This window comes from Hyphomonas neptunium ATCC 15444, from assembly GCF_000013025.1.
Taxonomy (GTDB): Bacteria; Pseudomonadota; Alphaproteobacteria; order Caulobacterales; family Hyphomonadaceae; genus Hyphomonas; species Hyphomonas neptunia.
In genome coordinates this window covers 621,414-642,825 of sequence record NC_008358.1, presented here as the reverse complement: position 1 = coordinate 642,825, position 21,412 = coordinate 621,414, and the positions used below count along the sequence as shown (strand labels likewise).

General features: G+C 64.2%; 20 protein-coding genes. 4 read left to right on the top strand and 16 right to left on the bottom strand.

Translation table 11 applies throughout. The annotated features are described in order from the left end of the window. Positions 1-16: 16 nt before the first annotated feature. From HNE_RS03190 to HNE_RS03165, 6 genes are all read right to left on the bottom strand, one after another. Positions 17-382 carry a response regulator gene (locus HNE_RS03190; RefSeq protein ID WP_011645668.1) on the bottom strand — a complete coding sequence of 122 codons (366 nt, stop codon included), beginning with the start codon at positions 380-382 and terminating at the stop codon, positions 17-19. An 88-nt stretch (positions 383-470) separates the two neighbouring features. After that, positions 471-1,118, bottom strand: coding sequence for a histidine phosphotransferase family protein (locus tag HNE_RS03185; protein ID WP_011645667.1), 648 nt, complete (start codon positions 1,116-1,118; stop codon positions 471-473). A 110-nt stretch (positions 1,119-1,228) separates the two neighbouring features. Beyond that, positions 1,229-1,459 carry a hypothetical protein gene (locus HNE_RS03180; RefSeq protein ID WP_035590146.1) on the bottom strand — a complete coding sequence of 77 codons (231 nt, stop codon included), beginning with the start codon at positions 1,457-1,459 and terminating at the stop codon, positions 1,229-1,231. Positions 1,460-1,596: 137 nt separating this feature from the next. Beyond that, entirely contained in the window at positions 1,597-1,947 is a 351-nt protein-coding gene (locus tag HNE_RS03175) for a YdbL family protein (protein WP_011645665.1), read from the bottom strand. A 27-nt stretch (positions 1,948-1,974) separates the two neighbouring features. Continuing rightward, a complete protein-coding gene (locus HNE_RS03170; RefSeq protein WP_011645664.1) occupies positions 1,975-2,166 on the bottom strand; it encodes a YnbE family lipoprotein in 192 nt (63 codons plus the stop codon). Between the two features lie 89 nt (positions 2,167-2,255). Next, positions 2,256-5,462 carry an intermembrane phospholipid transport protein YdbH family protein gene (locus tag HNE_RS03165; RefSeq protein ID WP_148205793.1) on the bottom strand — a complete coding sequence of 1,069 codons (3,207 nt, stop codon included), beginning with the start codon at positions 5,460-5,462 and terminating at the stop codon, positions 2,256-2,258. Positions 5,463-5,759: 297 nt separating this feature from the next. Between HNE_RS03165 and HNE_RS03160 the strand changes: the two genes are divergently transcribed. After that, complete coding sequence (locus tag HNE_RS03160; protein WP_011645662.1) at positions 5,760-7,136, top strand: M23 family metallopeptidase; 1,377 nt, start codon at positions 5,760-5,762, stop codon at positions 7,134-7,136. Between the two features lie 145 nt (positions 7,137-7,281). Beyond that, a complete protein-coding gene (locus HNE_RS17760) occupies positions 7,282-8,652 on the top strand; it encodes a M23 family metallopeptidase (RefSeq protein ID WP_011645661.1) in 1,371 nt (456 codons plus the stop codon). Positions 8,653-8,698: 46 nt separating this feature from the next. Here the strand turns inward: HNE_RS17760 and clpB are convergent, their stop codons facing one another. The 8 genes from clpB to HNE_RS17750 all read right to left on the bottom strand — a co-directional run bounded on the left by clpB (position 8,699) and on the right by HNE_RS17750 (position 17,922). Next, on the bottom strand, positions 8,699-11,317 hold the full coding sequence (gene clpB, locus HNE_RS03145) for an ATP-dependent chaperone ClpB (protein ID WP_011645660.1): 2,619 nt from the start codon (positions 11,315-11,317) through the stop codon (positions 8,699-8,701). A 183-nt stretch (positions 11,318-11,500) separates the two neighbouring features. Continuing rightward, positions 11,501-12,280 (bottom strand): DUF4167 domain-containing protein, encoded by a 780-nt coding sequence (locus HNE_RS17755; protein ID WP_011645659.1) that lies wholly within the window; start codon positions 12,278-12,280, stop codon positions 11,501-11,503. Between the two features lie 219 nt (positions 12,281-12,499). Beyond that, a complete protein-coding gene (prmC, locus tag HNE_RS03135) occupies positions 12,500-13,375 on the bottom strand; it encodes a peptide chain release factor N(5)-glutamine methyltransferase (RefSeq protein ID WP_049755003.1) in 876 nt (291 codons plus the stop codon). Beyond that, entirely contained in the window at positions 13,354-14,238 is an 885-nt protein-coding gene (locus HNE_RS03130; protein ID WP_011645657.1) for an aspartyl protease family protein, read from the bottom strand. Before HNE_RS03130 ends, prmC begins: the two co-directional genes overlap by 22 nt. After that, positions 14,238-15,056 carry an MOSC domain-containing protein gene (locus HNE_RS03125; protein WP_011645656.1) on the bottom strand — a complete coding sequence of 273 codons (819 nt, stop codon included), beginning with the start codon at positions 15,054-15,056 and terminating at the stop codon, positions 14,238-14,240. The genes HNE_RS03130 and HNE_RS03125 overlap by 1 nt, the downstream gene beginning before the upstream one ends. Beyond that, positions 15,053-16,129, bottom strand: coding sequence for a peptide chain release factor 1 (prfA, locus tag HNE_RS03120; protein WP_035590156.1), 1,077 nt, complete (start codon positions 16,127-16,129; stop codon positions 15,053-15,055). The genes HNE_RS03125 and prfA overlap by 4 nt, the downstream gene beginning before the upstream one ends. Before the next feature lie 48 nt (positions 16,130-16,177). Beyond that, a complete protein-coding gene (locus HNE_RS03115; protein WP_011645654.1) occupies positions 16,178-16,609 on the bottom strand; it encodes an MAPEG family protein in 432 nt (143 codons plus the stop codon). 38 nt (positions 16,610-16,647) lie between these two features. Then, positions 16,648-17,922: an alpha/beta hydrolase gene (locus HNE_RS17750; protein ID WP_049755002.1), complete on the bottom strand. Its 1,275-nt coding sequence runs from the start codon at positions 17,920-17,922 to the stop codon at positions 16,648-16,650. Between the two features lie 119 nt (positions 17,923-18,041). On the opposite strand from HNE_RS17750, the gene HNE_RS03105 reads away from it, so the two are divergent. Then, positions 18,042-18,644 carry a DUF1214 domain-containing protein gene (locus tag HNE_RS03105; RefSeq protein ID WP_011645652.1) on the top strand — a complete coding sequence of 201 codons (603 nt, stop codon included), beginning with the start codon at positions 18,042-18,044 and terminating at the stop codon, positions 18,642-18,644. Continuing rightward, a complete protein-coding gene (locus HNE_RS03100) occupies positions 18,644-19,177 on the top strand; it encodes a DUF1254 domain-containing protein (RefSeq protein ID WP_011645651.1) in 534 nt (177 codons plus the stop codon). The genes HNE_RS03105 and HNE_RS03100 overlap by 1 nt, the downstream gene beginning before the upstream one ends. A 9-nt stretch (positions 19,178-19,186) precedes the next feature. On the opposite strand, the gene ispG is transcribed toward HNE_RS03100, so the two are convergent. Beyond that, entirely contained in the window at positions 19,187-20,329 is a 1,143-nt protein-coding gene (ispG, locus tag HNE_RS03095; RefSeq protein WP_011645650.1) for a flavodoxin-dependent (E)-4-hydroxy-3-methylbut-2-enyl-diphosphate synthase, read from the bottom strand. An 83-nt stretch (positions 20,330-20,412) separates the two neighbouring features. Continuing rightward, positions 20,413-21,375, bottom strand: coding sequence for a helix-turn-helix domain-containing protein (locus HNE_RS03090; protein WP_041298745.1), 963 nt, complete (start codon positions 21,373-21,375; stop codon positions 20,413-20,415). Positions 21,376-21,412: the final 37 nt, after the last annotated feature.

Below are 21,412 nucleotides of genomic sequence, written 5' to 3'. Positions count from 1 at the left end.
TTTGTTAAGAAAGGCTTCAGATCAGCCCGACTTCAGCGAATTTGCTCTCCAGGATGTCTGCATCAAATGGCTTCATGATGAACTCATCCGCCCCGGAGCGCAGGGCTTCATTGATGTGTTCGGGATCATTTTCAATCGAACAGAACACAATACGTGGCACCTTGCCCCCCTCTTCCCGGCGCAGGGCGCGGAGGAAATCGATGCCGTTCATGGTCGGCATGTTCCAGTCCAGCAGGATCGCGTCGGGCATGGATTCCCGGCACATTTTCAACGCTTCGGCGCCATCGCCTGCCTCGGTGACCGAGAAACCGAGATCGCGGACGATGCGGGAGGCAACTTTCCGGACTACGCGGGAATCGTCGACAACGAGGCAGGTGCGCATGGCGGCAGGGCTCCGGACTGGCAGAAACAGGGGCGGTCCAGCCTCATGCGTGCCTGAAGCGGGTTAACAAAACCTGACCGGGCGGGCCTCAGGCTTGCGGTTTGAGGCCGGTGGCCATGAACACCACGGTGCCATCAGGCGCCTGGCGGGCATGCAGCGTACCGCCGAGGCTGTCGCAAGTCAGCTTGGCGAACATCGGCTGGATGTTTTCCGGGCGCCAGCCATGCTCGGGCTCCTCACCCTTGAGGGCTTTGACCACGTCTTCCTTCAGCTTCAGCCGGTCGCCCTTGCACGTCAGGGTGAGCGTCTTGGCGCCGTTATCCTCGCGCACATTTACGTGGATGATACCGCCGCGCACGGTGGCCGTCAGGCACACCATGACAAGGTTCATGATCAGCCGGGCCTCGGCAAAGGTCAGCACCGGCGTGCTCAGATCCCAGTCAATGCTGGGCTTCTGGAAGCGCAGATAGTCGTCGGTCAGCTTCTTGAACTGGTGGACATCGGCCGTTCCGGGCTGCAGGCCCATCGATCCGAAGGCGTAGCGCAGGAATTGCAGCGTGGCGGTTACGCCATGGGCGCCCTCGCGCAGGGTGCGTTCGGACTGCTCCTTTTCCTCGGCACTGCCAGGGCTGTCGAGCATCTCCAGAGACAGCGACATGGTCGCCGCCGGCGAGACGATGTCGTGACAGAGACGCGCGGAGATAAATGCAGCGAAACGCGCATGATCAAGGTTCATTGGTTCAGCCCGTATGTTGTCAGCTTGCGCTGCAGGATCAGGTGAGCCGCCGGGACTGTCAATAAACGAGCGATGACACTCTGGTAACAGCCTTGTATTGCGGCACGGCTTCAGGCGCCGGGATCATCCATATCATCATGCCCATGGCGGGCGCTGTGGAATGTCAGCAGAAACAGGCCGATGGAGAGGGCCAGGGTCAGCACCCCGCCCAGAATATAGGCAAACCAGCCATGGCCGGTCATGCCGATACCCATGCTGCCCCATAAAAAGGTGATGCCCCAGAGGAGGAGCGCGAGGGCGGCAAAGGCGCCGCCAATCCAGAGGATCAGGCGAAAAGACATCGGGTCAAACACCGGACAGGCCGGGACACTTTAGGACAGATTGGGACAGTTAGGGCCGCCGGGCGGTCAGGGAAGGACTAAGAAACAACAAACCCCGGACAGGGCGTGCCTATCCGGGGTCCAATTCAGGCCGAAGCCTATTTCTGTTTCCAGCTGCCGGTGGCGTCCATGTAATACTCACCGGGTTTCACGCGTTCGGCGAGTTGTTTCTCACCGGCGATGCGGGCGACCTGTTGAACGGTCGTTCCGGTTTCGCCAGCGGTCTTTTCATAGAGCGCGCGGCGGCGGTTGTTGATGTCCTGCACCTGCCGGACAATTTCAGCGTCAGCGGAGCCGACCACGCCGAGATAGCCGTCGATGCGCTCACCGATGACGCCTGTGGAACGGGCCGTCTCGATCTGCGAGTTGCCCTGCGCAGAGGCCTGCGTGACGGCAACGCCGCCGAACATCAGGACCAGGCCAAGGATCAGAGTACGAATAGTGGTCATGTGTGTCTCCCCTAGGGACCCAGGCAATCAGAACAGGTCAGGGTTGTCCGCGATCAGGTCCGTGACTTCACGGTCCAGCTTGATGCGCACTTCCTGCGTGATGTTGACGTTGAGGTCGATCTTGATGGGCTTGTCCGACGGCTCGAGCTTCACGGTGTGCGTGCAGGCCGACAGGGCGATAGCCCCTGCCGCGGCAAGTATGACTGGCTTGAACCTCATAAGGCGAAACTCCTCATATTACCGGCAGACAATGACATGCCCGTTCTTAACGTCAATCGAAGGGACTGTTGCCCCTCGTTCAGATAGTGTCATTCGGGCTCGGCCTCTACCTCTTCGGCAGGCCGGGTGGCCAGGTCGATCAGGGCGCTGGCATTGGACGATTGCAGCCCCTGCTCGATCAGCTGTGCGAGCGGCAGGTTGAAGTTCATCGAGAATTCAAACGCCTGGCCCGGCGGCATGGTAATCGCCCCGCCGACCGGGACGGAGCGGACATTGCGGCCAGCCAGCACGAGGCCCGCCTGCATCCGGTCTGCCAGATCGCCGGAAAGGCTGACTTCCAGCACATAGAATTCAAGATCGCGCAGGGCATTGAAAGCCATCGCCGCCGTGGGATCGTTTTCGGCGGCGGCGTTTACCGCGCCGCCGGTATAGGAGAGACGCCCGCCGCCATCGGCCATCAGGCGCGCGTCGCGCACGATGACGGAGTTCTGGCTGAACTCGATCGGGAATGACCCGCTGACCGTGCCTTCGGCGGCAGTATCAGGCAGTTTGAGCACTTCGATCAGCTGGGTGAGATTGAGGCTGCTGGCCGTGACCTCGACCCGCTGGCCGGTCACTTCGCCCAATGACCAGTCCAGCGGCGCCAGGGCGAGCTGCCCCCCGGCAAAGGGAAAGGTGACCGAGCTGAGACGCAGGGTCTTGCCTTCATCGAGGCCGAAGAAAACCTGACCATCAGAGAAAGGAATGCCCGGATTGACGCTGGCAATGGTGATTTCCTGATCGGGCGCTGTCGTCAGCTTCATCACGTCGGTGAAGGCGACCTTGCCGGAGATGCCCTGAACCCGGCCCAGGCGGGTGGTCTGAAAGCCGAAATCTGTGACCGTGAGATCGGCCGTTCCCTGAATATCCCCGTCCGTGATCTTGAATGCGGCGTCGCCCGTGAACGCGCCCTCTGCGCTGGTGAAGAGGCCGACCAGCCGGCGCGAAATCATCGACGGCTGGACGCCGCCCGGCACGAAGACGAGGCGCTCGGATTTGAGGGTGGCCGTGCCATCAAGATCAAAGATGTTGATGTCGGCGTTCGCGGTGGCAATCTGTGTTCCGAAGGCTTCCAGTCGGAACGGGCCGGACGCCACAAGGCGCTGGCCTTCGATGCGGCCGGTGAAATCACCCACGACCGGCTCATAAATTGCGTCTTCCAGCGTATCGGCAATGCGCACGCCATCGGCACTGACATCGCCTGACAGACCGCCCGGCGCGCTGGTGCCCTCAAAGCCGAAATGGGCGGCCGAGACATTTGCCGGGATGAGCCCGCCGCCAAACTGGGTCTGGCCGAGGCCGGCCACGATCCGCACGGGGCCGGCCCCTGTGGCGAGGCGGATTTCCGGATCGCCGCTGTCGAGGGTGAGCGTATTCTCGCCCAGCGTCATCGGCATACTGAGCGTATCGGCGCTGACCAGCATCGAGAACCCGCTCGCCAAGGTCCAGTCAACCGCCGCGCCGCGCAGGGCCATGACGCCCTGCCCGCCGGAAAACTGCATCGGAATGTCGAGATCGCCGAGGCGCGCAGACCCGGCAAGGGACTCGCCCTGCCGGATGAAACGCCCGTCGGCCGGGCAGATGTTAAAGGCCGCGTCAGGAATGGTGATGCCGCCGGTCACGATGCCGTCTGACGTGACCCGCAGGCACGGGGCGCCATCAGCCTGCACGCGCAGGCCCGAGGCATCCTGAACCGCGCTGAGGCCGCCCGCGAGACGGGTGCGCTCAAGCGTGACGCCTTCGAGTTCTCCGGTGAGGGTGAAGTCGCCCTGCCCTTTGGCCTGGAAGCCCTCTGCCTGGCGCGAGAAATCGAGCGCAGTCAGCTCTGCTGCAATCGTGCGCCCGCCCGCTGACCAGGGCGCGAGGCTGATGGCGGCGCCTTCCAGGCTGAGCGCGTCTGCGCTGAGCGTCGCCGTGCCCATATCCGCTGACAGGTCTGGCGCGCCGCCGCCAGAGAGGCTGAGGCGGCCATTCATCAACACCTGCTGGTCCTGCACGCGCAGCCAGCTGCCGCCGTCTGGCCCGTTGGCCTCAAGGCGAAGACCTGACGCCGCCGCCAGCGCCGAGGGGCCATCGGCCTCGACCCGCAGATCGCCGTCCTGATAGGCTGCGCGCAGGCCAAAGGCGGTGTCAAAATCCTGGGCCGCGCGGCTGAGCGCGCCCGACAGCTCGGCGCCGTGAGCGGCAAGCACGCCCGGCAGGGCCAGCGCATTGGTGGCCGGGGCCAGCGTTTCAGCTGTCAGCGCCGTGCCGTTGAGCTGAACGCCGCCGGTAAAATCGATGCGTTTGTCTGCTGTGCGGGCGAGGTCTCCGGCGAGGCGCAGCTGCCGTGCCGTGCCGGGCGGGCCGGCAAGCGCGCCCGCCTCCAGCGAGACCGGGCCCTGGAATACCCCGCCCTCGCCTTCCAGCTCTGCCGAGAAGAGGCTCTGGCCGATGCGCCAGCCTGAGGCTTCGGCCTGGTCAAACTCGGCCTGCGCCACCGTCAGGGTGAGCGCGTCCAGCACGCTGCTGGCCGACATGTCCGGCAGGGCGTCAAACTCCGCCCGCCCGCGCGTGCGCAGGCCGGCAATGCTGGCCTCTGGCGCTGTGCCTTCAGCAAGGCGCGCGGACCATTCGAGCGAGGTGGCGCCCTCTCCGCTGAGCGGGAACGCCGCCTGGGCTGCCAGGCTGAAGCCCGAGGCAGAATGTCCGTTGGCCTGCGCCTCATCGGCAGCCAGACGCAGCTCGCCCGTGACGGCCCCGTCGACGATGCGCGCAGTAAGGAACGCCTCGCCCAGCACCATCCGTGCCTCACCGAGCGCCAGACGGGCCGGATCGAGGGCGAGAGACGCGGTGGCGTTTTCCGGTACGACGCCGGAAACATTCAGCGTGGCCGCCGCCGGGCCAAAGGGTGTTTCAAGGTAAATGCGGGCGTCGCGGATCTCGATGGGCGGCGCTGTGCCCCCGCCCCCGCCCGTAGGCGCCGCCAGACGCTCCAGCCCATAGAATTTCAGGCCCGTGGGATCGAGCGTGCCGCGCATTTCCAGACCGGTGATCGAAATGCCGTCAATACGCGGGACGAAAAAACCGGGCCAGGAGAGCCGGGCGCTCACTTCCTGGGCCTCTGCGGGCACATCCGCGCCAGCGCTGATACGCACGCCGGTGAGCGTGGCGCCGCCCGCACCGATCTGGGTGAACTTCGCATCGCAGGTCAGATCGCGGTCGGCGCACCAGGCGTCCAGAGCCTGTTCAGCAATCGGTTTGCGCAGCAGCCACACCAGGATGACGGAAAATACAAGAAGCAGAAAAAAGCCCAGTATTAACCGGCGCGCCCATACCCATGGGCGCGGTATAGACCCCTTCGAAAGGCGCCTCATCTCGGAAGAGTCGACTGGTTTCACTGGTCCGACCGGCTTGCTTCTTGCTTTTACTAAGCCATAAAGTCCTAAAGTGGCATGTAATTAAGACGTTCCAACTTCTCGAATCTTTAAGTTGATCGCGAGACGGTTTTAGGGCGAGCGATATACGTACCAGCCTGAACGGCCGGGGGGACGTCAAATGACAGGATACCAAGCTTGACCCAGGACGACCTTCCCATCGCCCCGGCAACCCCGCCGAAACGCAATCTTTCGCAGGGTATGAAAAGCCTTGTCGTGCTCGGCGTGCTGGGGTCTGCCTCGGCGATTGCCGGCCTCGTGATGGCCGGGCGGCCGGACGCCGCGATGGTGCAGACCGCCGAAGCGGCCACACCGCTGCCGCTGGCCGCGCGGCTTGTGTCCGCCGTCGATGTGGTCGGAGCGCCCAAACAGCTGGTCAAGGCGGAAGGCAAGCTGGAGCGGAACGAGACGCTGACGGGCCTGGTCAACCGGCTCGGCGCGCCTGTGGGCGAAGCCAATGCGGCGCTGCAGGCAGTCTACAGCAAGGATCTGATCGATCACCGGCGCCTGCGCCCCGGCCTTGAGGCGGAAACCTTCGTGGAAGATGGCCGCCTCACCGCGCTGGCGATCAAGGCAGACGCCGATCGCAGCCTGCTGGTGACGCGCACGCTGGAAGGCGGGTGGCAGGCCACGCAGCTGAATGCAAAGCTGAAACCGAGCTACAAGCGGGTGGCCGCAGAGATTGACGGCTCGATCTATAACGCCGCCCTGAAGCTGGGCGCGGGCGATCAGCAGGTCGTCGATTTTGCCAGCGCCTTTGCCTATGACATTGACTTTCAACGGGAAATCCACCCCGGCGACCGGTTCGAGATTTTCTTCGAGACCTTCGTGGACGAGCGCGGCAATCCGGTGCGCAATGGCGAGGTGCTGTATGCGGCGCTGGACGGCAAGGCGCTGAAGCGCGGCTTCTATCGCTTCACGCCGAGCGATGATGGCGTCAGCGACTATTTCGACGAGAAGGGCGAGAGCGCTACGAAATTCCTGATGAAGACGCCGATCAATGGCGCGCGCATCTCGTCCAATTTCGGCACGCGGCGCCATCCGATCTCGGGCTACACACGCCTGCACAAGGGCACTGACTTTGCCGCCCCCACCGGCACGCCGGTCTATGCGGCGGGCTCGGGCACCGTGCAGCGGGCGAGCTGGAATGGCGGCTATGGCAATTACATCAAGATCAAGCACACGCGCGGCTATGACACCGCCTATGCCCACCTCTCGCGCTATGCCAAGGGCGTGAAATCGGGCCGCAAGGTGCGCCAGGGCGAAGTGATCGGCTATGTCGGCTCGACCGGCGCGTCCACCGGCCCGCACCTGCACTATGAGGTGTATGTCGACGGCAAGCCGCTCAACGCGATGTCGCTGAAGCTGCCGACGGGGCGCAAACTGGCCGAAGATCCCGCCATGCTGGCCGAATTCCGCCAGCACAAGGACGCCATCGATACGCTGCGCACCAGCGGTACGGCGGGCCCGATGGCCGCGGTTGTGCCGCGTGAAGCAACGCCCGTAAGCCCCTGAAACCTCGCAGAAAACTTAGCCGTTAACGAGAGCGGCTGTTGAACAATCTCTCCTCTGGGGCGATTCTGGTCCCTTTCTTGCTTTCTCCCTGCCAGACCCTTGCCTCGACCCAGGTTCGGGCCCCGCTCTGGATGGGAGACACGACATGAAACGGACGCGAAAGCTGCCTCGGATTCCTGTCGCCGTACGGCGTCTGGACATGACATCGCGCACCGCCGAGCGCGTTGGCGCGGCGGCGGTGATCCTCGTGATGCTCGCGCTGTTCCTGCTGGTGCGGGCCGAGCCGGAAGCCCTCAAACCGCTGGGCCTGTTGCAGATGAACGATCTGCGCGCCGAAGCGGGCGAAACCGACACCGTGACCCGCACAGGGACAGTCACCGCCAGCGTCTCGACCGTGGATGTGCTCGAAGTTCTCGGCGCCAGCCCGGAGGACGCCACGGCGGCCGCCATTGCGCTGCGCGAAGCCTCCCCCACGCGGGGCCAGCGCCTGCGCCAGGGCACACCCCTCTCTGCCTGGTTTGAAGCCAGCGCCGATGGCCGCGAGCGCCTTGCCGGTGTCAGCGCCAAGCTGAGCCCCAAAGCCACCCTCGTGGCCAGCCGCAGCGCCGATGGCCGCTTTACCGCCAACCTTCTCTCGGCGCGCACCACCACCGTGCTTCACCGCGTGGCCGGCCGCATCGACACGACGCTGGCCGACGCGATCCTCGAAGGCGGCGGCACGCGCCAGCATGCCGAAATGTTTGCCGGCCTGTTCCCCGAAGACCCGGTCCTCGGCCAGGGCGGGCGCAAGGGCGAGCGGTTTGACGCGGTGATCGAAGTGATCGCCGACGAGCGCGGCAATTTTCTCGAAGCGGGCGATCTCGTCTTCGCGGCTTTCAACGGCCAGGACGCTTCGGGCAGCTGGTATCGCTTCACGCCGGAAGATACCGGCCTGCCGGAATTCTACAGTGGCAGCGGCATTGCGGGCGATGAATTCCTGCTGCGCGATCCGGTGCGCGGGGCGCAGATGAATTCCGGCTTCGGCAACCGGCTCCACCCGATCACCGGCGAAATGCTGCTCCATGCCGGGATTGATTTCCGCGCGCCCATCGGCACGCCGATCCGCGCGGCAGGCTCGGGCCTTGTGACCGACATGCGCTGGGGCGATGGCTATGGCTGGTTCGTCCGTATCCGGCATGAACGCGGCTATGAGACCGTCTATGCGCATATGTCCGGCTTTGCCGAAGGGCTGACACCGGGGCGCACCGTGATGCGCGGCGACATCATCGGCTTTGTCGGCTCCACCGGCTCCAGCACGGGCGCGCACCTGCATTATGAAGTGCTGCGCAACGGGTTCTATGTGAACCCGGTGACCCTCGCCCTGCCGACGGGCCGCGACCTCTCCGGAAACAAGGACGTGTTCGCCGCCTTCGAAGCCCAGCGCGATACCATCGACGCCTTCCGCAACCAGGCCCCCGGCGGCCAGCTTTTCGCCGCCGCCAACTCCGCCCGGATGGCAAACGCCCCGGCGCCTTGAGGGCGCCGAGGCGATTTAATCCGTCTACACGGAGTTCCGGCACCGCTCAGTTGAGCGCAGCCCGGCCTTTGGCAAAGTCGTTGGGCACGCCGTTGATGGCGAGGCCATCGCCCTCCACGCCGACATGGATGGTTTCGCCGTCAAGGATGCGGCCTTCGAGCAGCAGCCGGGCGAGCGGGTCCTGCAGCTCTTTCTGGATGACACGCTTCAAGGGGCGCGCGCCATAGACCGGATCGTATCCCCGCGCCGCGAGCCAGTTGCGGGCGTCGAGGCTGAGGTCGAGCTTCATCTTCCGGTCCTTCAGAAGCTGCTCGAGGCGGCCCATCTGGATGTCGACGATATGGTCGATCTCGCCGCGGCCAAGCCGTTTGAAGAAGACGATCTCGTCGATCCGGTTGATGAATTCCGGGCGGAAATGCCGGCGGATGGCGCCCATCACATGCTCGCGGGCCTGCTCGGACACCTCCCCCTCTTCCCCGCTCGCCAGCGCGTCGGCGCCGAGGTTTGAGGTCATGATGATGATCGTGTTCTTGAAATCCACCGTGCGGCCCTGGCCATCGGTGAGACGGCCATCATCGAGCACCTGGAGCAGCGTGTTGAAGAGGTCCGGGTGGGCTTTCTCCACCTCGTCAAACAGCACGACCTGATAAGGCCGCCTGCGGACGGATTCGGTCAAAACCCCGCCTTCATCATAGCCGACATAGCCCGGCGGCGCGCCGATCAGGCGGGCAACCGAATGCTTCTCGGAAAATTCCGACATATCGAGCCGCAGGATCGCGGTGTCATCATCGAACATGAATTCGGCGAGCGCCTTGGTGAGCTCTGTCTTGCCAACACCCGTGGGGCCGACAAACAGGAACGAGCCGATGGGGCGGTTCGGGTCCTGCAGACCGGCGCGCGCGCGGCGCACGGCATTGGAGACCGCGAGCAGCGCGTCTTCCTGGCCAACAACCCGCCCGCGCAGGGAATCTTCCATGCGCAGCAGCTTCTCCCGCTCGCCTTCCATCATCTTGTCGACCGGAATGCCGGTCCATTTGGAAACGACCCCGGCAATATCCTCTGGACGGACGACTTCGGAAACGAGCCCGCCTTCGGCGTCGCCCTTGGCTTCGACTTCGGCGATCAGTTTTTCAAGCTGCGGGATGGTCGCGAATTTAAGCTCGGACGCACGGGCCAGATCGCCCTGGCGCTGGGCCTCAGCCATATCCGAGAAGGCCCGGTCGAGCTTCTCCTTAGCGGAGGCTGCGCCTTTCAGCTTGTCCTTCTCGGCGCTCCAGGCGGTGGTCAGCTCGCGTGAGCGGGTTTCAAGACCGGCGATTTCGCCTTCCAGCGTTTTCAGACGGTCCTGCGAGGCGGTGTCCTTCTCCTTCTTGAGAGCTTCGGCCTCGATTTTCAGCTGCAGCATCCGCCGGTCGATCTCGTCGAGCTCCTCGGGCTTGGAATCGACCTGCATGCGCAGGCGCGATCCGGCCTCGTCCATCAGGTCGATGGCTTTGTCGGGCAGGAAACGATCGGTGATATAGCGGTTGGACAGCGTAGCGGCGGCCACAATCGCCGCATCGGAAATTCGCACGCCGTGATGGGCTTCGTAACGGCCCTTCAGCCCCCGGAGGATCGAGATCGTGTCCTCCACCGTAGGCTCATCGACAAATACCGCCATGAAGCGACGGGCCAGCGCCGCGTCGCCTTCGACATATTTGCGGTATTCGTCCAGCGTGGTGGCGCCGATACAGTGCAGCTCCCCGCGCGCCAGTGCGGGCTTCAGAAGATTGGACGCGTCCATCGCGCCTTCGGATTTTCCCGCGCCGACGAGCGTGTGCATCTCGTCAATGAAGAGGATGATGCCGCCGTCTGCCTGCTGAACTTCGTTCAACACCGCTTTCAGGCGCTCCTCGAACTCGCCGCGGAATTTTGCCCCGGCGATCAGCGCGCCCATATCGAGCGCGAGGAGTTTCTTGTCTTTGAGGCTTTCTGGCACGTCGCCATTGACGATGCGCAGGGCGAGACCTTCGGCAATCGCCGTCTTGCCCACGCCCGGCTCCCCGATCAGCACGGGGTTGTTTTTTGAACGGCGCGAGAGGACCTGGATGGCGCGGCGGATTTCCTCGTCACGGCCGATCACGGGGTCGAGCTTGCCTTCGCGCGCGTCCTTGGTCAGGTCGCGGGCGTATTTCTTGAGGGCTTCATAGCCTTCTTCCGCATTCTGACTGTCGGCCGTGCGGCCCTGGCGCAGCTGTGCAATAGCGCCTTCCAGCGTCTTGGGCGTCACGCCGGCGTTCTTCAGCACGTCCGCCGCCGGATCTCCGGACAGCCCGGCAATGGCAAGCAGCAGCCGCTCAGCGGTGACGAAGGCGTCGCCGGCCTTCTTGGCGCCGGCTTCAGCGTCCTGGAAGAGTTTGGCGCCCGCCTGTTCGAGGCGCAGCCCGCCTGCCCCGGCGCCGGAAACTTTCGGCACGCGGCCGAGCGCGGCGTCAACGCCCTGCACGGCCAGTTCAGGCCGTCCACCGGTCGCGCGGATGAGGTTCACAGCCAGCTGGTCGCGGTCGTCCAGCAGCGTTTTGAGGATATGCGCCGGGGTCAGCACCTGATGGCCAGCGGCCAGGGCTGCGGTCTGGGCGCCCTGGATGATAGCGCGGGCGCGTTCTGTGTATTGCTCAAGGTTCATGAATTCATCCCCTTCTGGAGGCAGATTGAAAAGTTCGCCCGGCCCCGCTCAGCGGCAACCGGTGTTGACGAGGATTTGGGAACGCGAGGCGCGCTGCGCAAGCATCAAGGCGCAAAACGAAACGCCCCGCCGGAGAGGCGGGGCGTCGCAGTAAAACTACCTAGAACCGAAAGGAAGCCCGGCTCAGTCTGTCGTCTCGGTGGAGGCGCCTTCTTCAACCGCCGGGCGGCGGCGGCCGCGCGAGAGGGTTTTCATCACGCCGTCGGTCTCCGCAGCCGGCTCACCGGCGGCGTCGTCCTTCTGGCGCGGGGCGCGATCTTCGCGGGGCTTGTAAGGCTTGCGGCGGGCCGTGTTGGCGCGCGGGGCGCGTTCGCTGCGATCGCGCTCGGGCGGAAGGGCGTCCTGGGCAGAGACCTCATCGGCCTCTTCAGAGCTTGCCTCATCGCCGTCATCATCGGCATCGATCACGCGCAGCGAATCGGCGCGCTGGCTGTCCCGCGACGTGTCGCGTTGGGTGTCGCGCTGATTCTCATCGTCATGACGCGGAACGGTTGAGGTAACGACGGCTTCGCCGGCATCCTCATCCTGATTGTCGGCGCCATCAGAGGGCTGATTGCCGCGATAGTCGCGGTCGCCGTTCGGGCGATTGTCGCGATCATCGCGCCGGTCGCCACGATTTTGCTGGTTCTGCTGATTCTGTTGCGGTTGCTGAACGCGCGCTTCGGTCTGCTTGGCGACGATGCGCTGATAATGTTCCGCAAACTGGAAATAGGCTTCGGAAAGAATGCGGTCGCCGCTGGTCTGCGCGTCGCGGGCGTATTGGAGATATTTCTCCAGGACCTGCTGGGCGGAGCCGCGGATTTTCACATCCGGACCGACACTTTCATAGTGGCGGTTGGGATTGTTGAAAGCATTCTGCGGATTGCCGCCTGAGCGTCTGTTGCGCCCGCGTGAGCGTTTCATTCGGAGTATCCTGTTTCAAAGTATGCCTGTGATCGCCGGCAAGCAGTTGTCAGAACCATCAGCTTCTGCATGCAGACAGGGCTTGAGTATCGACGCTGCCGTTTCAACTGATCCCGGGCGGGAGCTTGCATCTGCACCCGCGCAAATTGCGGGCGGCCCCTCACCGGCCTCTTGTGTAACGTGGATCGACCGGCCCGCCAAGAGAAAATGTAAGCGGGCTCAACAGGGTCTGCGGGCGCCAACCCAGCGGTCATTGCCGCCCAGATCCTGACCAGAGGCAATGGCCTCAAAGCCGGTCTGTGCCATTAACCACTCCAGAGCCGCTTTCTGGTCGTGCCCGATCTCGAACACCAGCCAGGCGCCGGGTTTCATCCGGGCGGCAGCGAGCGCGATGATCTCGCGGTAAGCGTCCAGCCCGTCCGCCCCGCCATCGAGCGCGCTCAGGGGGTCATGCGCGCGCACTTCAGGCTCCAGCACCGCAATCTCGGCCGATGCAATGTAGGGTGGATTGGAGATTATGAGGTCTGCGTTTTCCCAGCCCTGCCACTGGGTCCAGCTGCCATCAAAGACCGCGCCGCGCGCCGCAAGGTTCAGGGCGTCGAGATTCTCGCGGGCGAGGCTCGCCGCCTCGGCGCTGGCCTCCACCCCTTCCCCGCGGGCGAGCGGGCGCTGGGACAGGAGCGCGGCGAGGAGGCAGCCCGAACCCGTGCCCAGATCCGCAAGGACGAGCGGGGTGTTCTTCGGCATCCGGTCCAGCGCCGCCTCGACCACGCACTCGCTGTCGATGCGCGGGATCAGCGCGCGCGCGTCTGTGCGGATGTCGAGGCCGTAGAATTGCGTCACGCCGAGGATGTGCTGGATCGGCTCACGCGCGGCGCGGCGCTCGACGGCAGCGAGATAGAGGTCTTCCACAGCCTTTGGCACAGGCGCATTGCCCGCCGAGATCAGCACCGCACGCGTGTCGCCGAACGCATGAACCATCAGCAGCACGGCATTCTGATACGCCTCCGAAAGACCGGCGTCCTTGAAACGGCGCGCCGCATGCCGGATCAGATCATCATAGGTGGGCGGCGTCACGCGCGCGGTTCCAGCCACACACGGTTTCCTGCGAAATCGATCACCAGTGTGAAATCACGCAACACGGATACGCCGATATTTGCGTCTGCCCCGTCACCGGGCGGAGAGACCGCCGCAGTCACATTCCGCAGCACATGCCCGCCGATTTCGAGCGTCTCGACCCGCACCAGCGTGCGTTCGACCGGGCCGCCGATGCCCCCGCCCAGCTTCGTGCCCAGAATATTTGCCGGCTCCAGCAGGCCGGCGCGCTCCGCAAACTCGCGGCTGAGCAGAATTTCGTTGCCATTGCCCAGGTCGAAGTCTGCCAGCACAGGCACGCCGTCTATCGTGATAGCGACCTGTTTGATGCCGTTTGCTTCGCTCAGCGCAAGCGGCTCCGCCGCTGGCACGGCCTCGGGCGCAACGCTTTGAAACCGGCCAGCGTCAACATCCAGCGCATAGATGCCCGCATCAAAAATCTCCCGGCCCAGAATGACCGTCAGCGGATGACCAACGACCCGCTCTGAAATATCCGTCAGATCAAGGATCGCCACAGTCTGGTCGGCAAGCTGCTTTCCAGCCGCCGCGATGGTCACGCCTTGCGCAAACTGCACGCGCTCCGTGCCCGCGCCGGTGCCTTTCACTTCATCGTCGCCAAAGGCAAGGAGGCCGGCCTCAGCGGCAAAGCCTTTGTCGACAAGGGTCATCTCCGCCCCGGAATCCAGAAGCGCATCCGTCGCCAGCCCCTGAACGCGGGCCGCGAGAAATATCCGGTTGCCTTCCACGCGCAGAGAAGGTTCGGCGGCCAGAAGCACTGCGGAACCAGAGGCCGGTCCGGGCACGGCCCCACAGGCTGACAGCAAGGCGATTCCGGCAGCCATCCATACTGCGCGCATAGACATCAGGTCTTCTCCGGTGACGCCAGCTGGCGGGATTGGTCTTGCGTGATCAGAGCTTCGATCACATCGCCCGGCGAGACAGGCCCGCCTGTCACCACTTCGGCATACAGGCCGCAATCCATATGGCCGTAGTGCTGATAGAGCGCGGCGGTGAGGTTCATGTCGGCTTCCGCCGTGGCCGGATCAACATGGGTGGCGGCGCAGCGGGTGATGGGTTTGATCCCCTTGAGCGTTGCCCCGCCAAGCGTCACCGTCTTTTCCGCCAGTGTATGCTCGCTCCAGGCCGGCCAGCCATCGACCAGAATATTGCCGCGAAAGCGCAGCGGGTCGATCGCCCGGCCGGTCTTTGTTTCCAGATCGCGCACGCTGGCAAGATTGATGATCGACACAAAGCCTGACCGGCTGTCCATGAACCGGTGCCCGTCCGGGGCCGGAAGAACCTTCAGCGTTCCCCGCACGTCCTCACCCAGAACCTGCGTCACCCAGGCGGCCAGCGCGTCACGTCCCGCTGCCTCAGCCATCTGCGCCTGCACGTCTTCAAAGTCAGGGTGGGAGGCGGTCAGGATACCCGACGCCTCATCATACCGGGTGCGGATCGCGGCGATCCTGGGCAACCGGGCGAGCACCGTGAAGCGCATCTTTGAAATATGCGCCGGGGCGGCCGGATCAAAGCCCGACGGGCCATCTTCAATCGCAAACAGCCGGTCACACGGAAAATGCCCGCCGGCCGTGAGGGTCACTTCGCTCAGGCGTTCGGGCGTAAACCCCTTCACCGGATGGCGCCAGAGGCTTGTCACCCGGCCGGCAAGCCCGCCGCTCATGCACCTGCCTCCAGGGAGGCGAGGCGCCGGGACTGATCTTCCGTAATCAGAGCTTCGATCACATCGCCCAGCTTGTCGCCCGTGATGATCCGGTCGAGCGAGTAGAGCGTCAGCCCGATACGGTGATCGGTCAGGCGGTTTTCCGGATAGTTATAGGTGCGCACCTTCTGGCTGCGGTCGCCCGAGCCGATCTGGCTGGCGCGCGCTTCGGAGCGGGCGGCATCCTTCTCGGCGCGCTCGCGCTCATAGAGGCGGATTTTCAGCTGATCCATCGCCTTCTCGCGGTTGACGTGCTGGGACTTCTCCGAACTCGTCACCATGATGCCGGTCGGCAAGTGGGTGATGCGCACAGCCGAGTCCGTCGTGTTGACGTGCTGGCCGCCGGCTCCGGACGAGCGCATCGTGTCGATACGGATATCGTCGGCGCGCACCTCGATCTCGATATTCTCCGGCGCCGGAAGGACGGCAACCGTCGCCGCCGATGTATGAATACGTCCCTGCGTCTCGGTAGCCGGCACGCGCTGGACGCGGTGCACGCCGCTCTCCCACTTCATCCGCCCGAACACGCCGTCGCCCGACACGTTAGCAATGATTTCCTTGTAGCCGCCGGCGTCGCCAGGCGCCACATCGACGATCTCGACGCTCCAGCCCATGATTTGCGCAAAGCGGGTGTACATCCGGAAGAGATCGCCCGCGAACAGGGCCGCTTCATCGCCGCCTGTACCGGCACGCACTTCAAGCACGATATCGGCCTTGTCATCGACATCCTTGGGCAGCAGCAGAAGCTGCATTTCCTGCTCCAGACCGGGAAGACGCTCGCGCAGGTCGTCGATCTCCATTTCTGCAAGTTCGGCCATTTCCCTGTCGCCTGAGGCGATCATCGCCTCGGCCTCGGAGAGCCCCTTGCGGACGGTCATCAGCGCGCGCGCCTTCTCGACCACCGGGCGGAGCTCGGCGTGTTCTTTTGAAAGGGCAATGATCTCGTTAGTGTTGGAAGTCGCGCCCATCCGGGCCTCAACCTCCTCATACCGATCGATCACCTGCTGAAGGCGCAATTGGGACAAGGCTGACATGCCCGCCCTTTAATCCGCTTTCAGGCTTCATGGAAGCCCGCCTTGATGTCAGCCGAAGATGCGCAGGGCTTCCTTGCCTGCCAGGAAGAACAGGCAGAACGTCCCCGCCGTAAAGACCAGGAACCGCAGCGCCACCGACCCGATGACCACCTGAACGAAGGAATGCGCGATCCTCAGGGCCACATAGACCCAGGCAACGGTCGTGGAGAGGTTATCCCCGCCCCCGGTCAGCGCCATGAAGAACATCAGCGCATAGAAGATCGTCGGCTGTTCATGCAGGTGGTTGTAATTGTCCGCTGCGGAGCGGACGTGCGGGGGCAATTTGTCCGAATATGTCCCCGGATGTCTCGCATCGTCCGGTTTGATGCCCGCCTTGCTGAAGGCCGGCAGGCGCAGGGCATACATCCAGATCCACATCACGCAGGTCCAGATCACCAGCGCCAGGACGGGTTTGAGGAATTCGATTTCAGGTATTTCCATAAGTGTAGCCTCCCACAGCATTGTTATTGCAGGAGAGACTACGGCGCCGTCATACGGTTTGGCAACTCGCCCGTTTCGCCCATATGCGCCGACAGAAACGCCAGGAACGCCGCGATGTCGTCATCCACAATGCTGTGCCCACCCGGCCGCAGGAAGAAGGCAATATCGGCCGCCGGATCAAAATGGGTGATGTCATCCTTCAGGCCGGTCTCCCCATACGCCTTCCAGACTTCGCTGGCGGCGATGGCAGCGCGGTAGCTGGAATTGGGGTCGGACCAGACGTCCCGCCGGGCATTGCCCATGAACAGGGGCCGGGGCGCGATCAGGGCCAGAAGGTGGTGCTGGTCAAACGGCAGAGTGTCGGGCGCTGCGGCATAGCGGGCCGCCTGCGGCGCCAGCCAGTGGGGATAGGATTCTACCATCCGGTCCAGCCGCTCGCCCGAGGGAGAGCGCGAGAGCGCCGCGCCGGCAAAGCCGGACTGGTGGGCAATCACGGCGTCGATGCGCGGGTCCCAGGCCGCCGCCAGCAGCGCCGCCTTGCCATGCCGGGAATGGCCGAGCACCGCCATACGCCCCTCGCCCACCCGGTCGTCAGCTTCCAGCGCCGTGATCGCTGCCGAGAAGCCATAAGCCCAGGCCATCAGCGTGCTGCCGGGGTTTGGATCACCGCCCAGCCCGTCAATGGCGGGGCCGGCTTCGTCTGCATCATCGGGAATGAAGTCGCTCGCATGAAAGCTCGCATAGGCAAACCCGGCATCAAAATAGAGCCCGACCGGGGCTTCGGCGATATATTCGCCAAACACCGCCGAGACGATGAAGCCGAGGATCGGCCCGTAATCATGCACGGTGCAGGGGTCGCCATCCATGCTGGTGACGGGCTGCTCCGGGAAGGTGGCGCAGTTGGACCCGAAGGTCTGGGCGATCACCACAGGCGCCTGCACGGCTCCGTAAGGAAAGGCGCCGACCAGCTGAAAGGTTCGCGCGCCATCGCCGGCGCCGATGGTGATGTCGAGTTCTTCCAGCGTACCGCGCCCTTCGAGATAATCAGGGACGATGACGCGCCAGTCGCCAAACGAGACCGGCAGGTCTTCCGGCCAGGCGCCATAGAGGGTTTCCTGCAACAGGCCTTTGAGACGCTCGCGCTCGGCCGGATCGGAGATCAGCGCGGAGACATCTATGGCGGGCGTGGCGCCGGGCTTGTTGTCGATATCGAGGCTGGCATAGTTGAGGCCCAGCATTGTGCAGCTGGACCCGATCAGCAGCAGGATGCCCGCCAGTAGCACGATGCCGATCCAGCGCAGAACTCGGAACATGAAATTACACCCGGAAAAAGGCCCGTTAAGGGGGTGAGTGCTAGCGCATCCCGCTGGCGCCTCCCAGCCCCCTTCTGTTTTCCTCTTGCCGTCCGATACAGTCACGATAGCGTGAAGGGATGCGGATTCTTCCTCTTCTGATTGGCGGCGTGCTGGGTCTGGCAGCGGGCGCAGCGTCTGCCTTCTTCGCGGCGGGCATGATTGGCTCGGGCGCCAGCGTGGGTGACCAGATCGATGTCAATGGCTGGAAAAGCGACTGGACCATCGGGTCAACCAGCGCCAACCCCTGGACGCGCGCACGCATTGCCCGGCACGGCCTGCTGGCGCTGACGAAAGAAGAAGCGGTCTATTTCACGACAAATATGGACAGCGATGGCAATCGCCTGTCGGAAGACTGCACCTATGAGGTCAGCGGCGGGGACATGCCCGGCCAATGGTGGTCGATCACCCTCTATGACGCGCAGAGCTATCTGCCCCTCAACAAGGACAACGCCCTCTCCTTCGACCAGACCAAGGCGGCCTCTTCGGGGGCGGAAGACGCCTGGTCCTTCACCGTTGCGGCCACGGACCCGGAGACGGGCAACTGGGTATCCAGCCAGGCTGGCGGAGACTTCGACATGACCCTGCGCATCTACAGGCCCACGCCGGACCTGATTGCCGATCCGGAAGGCGTGCTGCCCACGCCCGGCGTCAAACGCCTGGCTTGCGGAGGTGACGCCTGATGCGCTCGTTCCTGACTGGCCTTGCCGCCTTTGCCGTGACGTTTCTGCTGGCCCATTTTGTCGTGCTCAGCGCCCTGCCCGGCCAGATCATGTCGAAGGTGCGCGAGCGGATGGCGGACAGCGGCATCCCGCTGCACAGCTGGACGATGAGCCCGCGGATGACCCCTCAAACACAGACCGTGGTTCGGCCCTCGCCCGACCTTGCCTATGCGATCTGCCTGATTGATGTGTCCGAAGGGCCGGTGGAGCTGTCGGTGCCCGCCTGGCCGGAATATGGCTCGCTATCGATATTTGAGGCGGATACGGACAATGTCTATGCCGGGTCGGTGGATGCGCGCGCCGAGGGCGCGACCGGCATGCGCCGGGTGATCGTCGCGTTGGAAGGCCAGGATCTTGATGAATATGGCGAGGCCGAACAGGTGATCGTGTCGAAGCCGGAGGCGCTGGCACTGATCCGCCGGCTGGCGCCGTCGCAGGCCGCGTATGAAGCTGCTGCCGCGCTGATCCCGGCGAGCCGCTGCGCGCCGCTTTGATGTAACGCGCTACTCTGCCGGAACTTCGGTGGCTTCTTCTGCGTCGCGCTGAGCTTTCAAACGGGCGGCCTTGTCCTCGACCAGCTTGACGATGTGTTCGACCATATCGGCATTGGCGACATTGTGGTCGGCCCGTCCGTTGACGAACATCTTGCCGCTTTCCTTGCCGCCGCCGGTGAAACCGAGATCGGTAAGGGAGGCTTCGCCCGGACCGTTCACGACGCAGCCGATGATCGACAGCGAAATCGGCTCGGAGATATGCGCGAGGCGCTTTTCCAGTGTCTCGACGGTGCGGATCACGTCAAAGCCCTGACGCGCGCAGCTGGGGCACGCGACGATGTTCACGCCGCGCGTGCGCAGGCCGAGGGATTTGAGCATCTCGAAGCCGACCTTCACCTCTTCTTCGGGCTCTGCCGAGAGAGAGACGCGGATGGTGTCGCCGATGCCGGCCCAGAGCAGCGCGCCCATGCCGATGGAGGATTTGACCGTACCGGTACGCAGGCCGCCCGCTTCTGTAATGCCCAGATGCAGCGGCGCGTCGGTTGCCTCGGCGAGGGCGTGATAGGCCGCCACGGTGAGGAACATGTCGGACGCCTTGACCGAGATCTTGTAGTCGTAAAAGCCCAGATCATCGAGAATGCGGGCATGGTCCAGCGCGCTTTCGACCATCGCGTCCGGGCATGGCTCGCCATATTTTTCCAGAAGGTGGCGCTCCAGGCTGCCGCCATTGACACCAATGCGCATCGAGCAGCCATTGGCGCGCGCGGCGGCGACAACTTCCTTCACACGGGCATGGGAGCCGATATTGCCGGGATTGATGCGCAGGCAGGCAGCGCCCGCGTCGGCCGCTTCAATGCCGCGTTTGTAGTGAAAGTGGATGTCGGCCACGAGCGGCACCGGGCTCGCCTTGACGATCTCGCGCATGGCTTTGGTCGACTCTTCGGTCGGGCAGGACACGCGGACAATGTCGGCGCCCGCCTCCGCGCAGCGCAGGATCTGGGCGATCGTGGCGGCGGCGTCCTCGGTGGGCGTGTTGGTCATCGTCTGGACGGCAATCGGCGCGTCGCCCCCGACCATCAGATTCCCCACCCGCACCTGGCGGGACTTGCGGCGCTCGATATTGCGCCAGGGACGGATCGGATTGTGGCTCATCGGACGTCTCGCAGACTAGCTTCCCTGCAGGCGCAGAGGAGTTCAGGCCAGATGTGGCGTGTGTGAGGCGCTCCGTAAAGGCCTCAGGGTGTCGCTGGTTCGGCCTCTTCAGTGGCCGCAACCGTTGGCGCGGCCAGAAGTTCGGCTGCCAGCGGCAATTGTTCGTCGACCGAAACGGAGAAGACCTGCGCGCCGTCCGGACCGAGCGTGCCGACAACGACATCGCCGACGCGCCACTGGAAATCACCGCCATTGCGGGTGGAGACAGTCCAGCCAGCGTTGAGACGCGGGTAATAGGTTTCCCCTTCGGCCAGTGTGCGGCTGAGGAAGATGGTGCCATCGGCGCCGCGCACTTCGAGCCAGCCCTGACGGACGGCCACAATCTCCAGCGGCAGCTCTACCGGCGCGCTGGTTTCGGCGCGGGCGTCCTCGAATAGGCTGTCGCGGGCCCCGGAAACGGCCACGGGGGCTTCGCTGAGGGGTTCTTCAGGCGCATTGTTCATCATCACCATGGCGGTGACGCCCGCGGCGATAACCGCAGCCAGCAGGGCAGCGCCCGCCACGATCAGCGGCCATTTGGTGGCTTTTTTCTGGATCTGGCCGATCTTGGGCACCGGCGCAGCCGTCTTGACCTCATCGAGGCCGCCGCATTCGCGGGTATAGCGCTGCACAACTTCCTGCTCTGGCAGGCCGAGATAGCGCGCATAGGTCAGCAGATAGGCTTTCAGATAGCCCGGCGCGATGGTCTGCACTTCCATCCGCTCGATCCCCATCAGGAAATTCTCGCGGATGCGGGTTTCCTTGGCGATGTCGGTGAGTTGCAGGGCCAGCGCTTCGCGGACGCGGCGCAGCACCTGCCCCATGCGGAGCGCTTCGCCTTCATATTCGGCGGTTCGGAAAATCTCTTCGGCGCGGACACGGCCCTCGCGCACTTCCAGCTCTCGCGCGGCGCGCGGGGAGATAGGGGTCACGTTGGAACGTTCCGTTCCGTTCTCTGTCACAGAGTCCTCGGACTTCTGTCCGTTCTCTGCTGCTTCATGGGTCATGTTGTGTGCCATATTCTACCAGTCACTTCGACCGCTG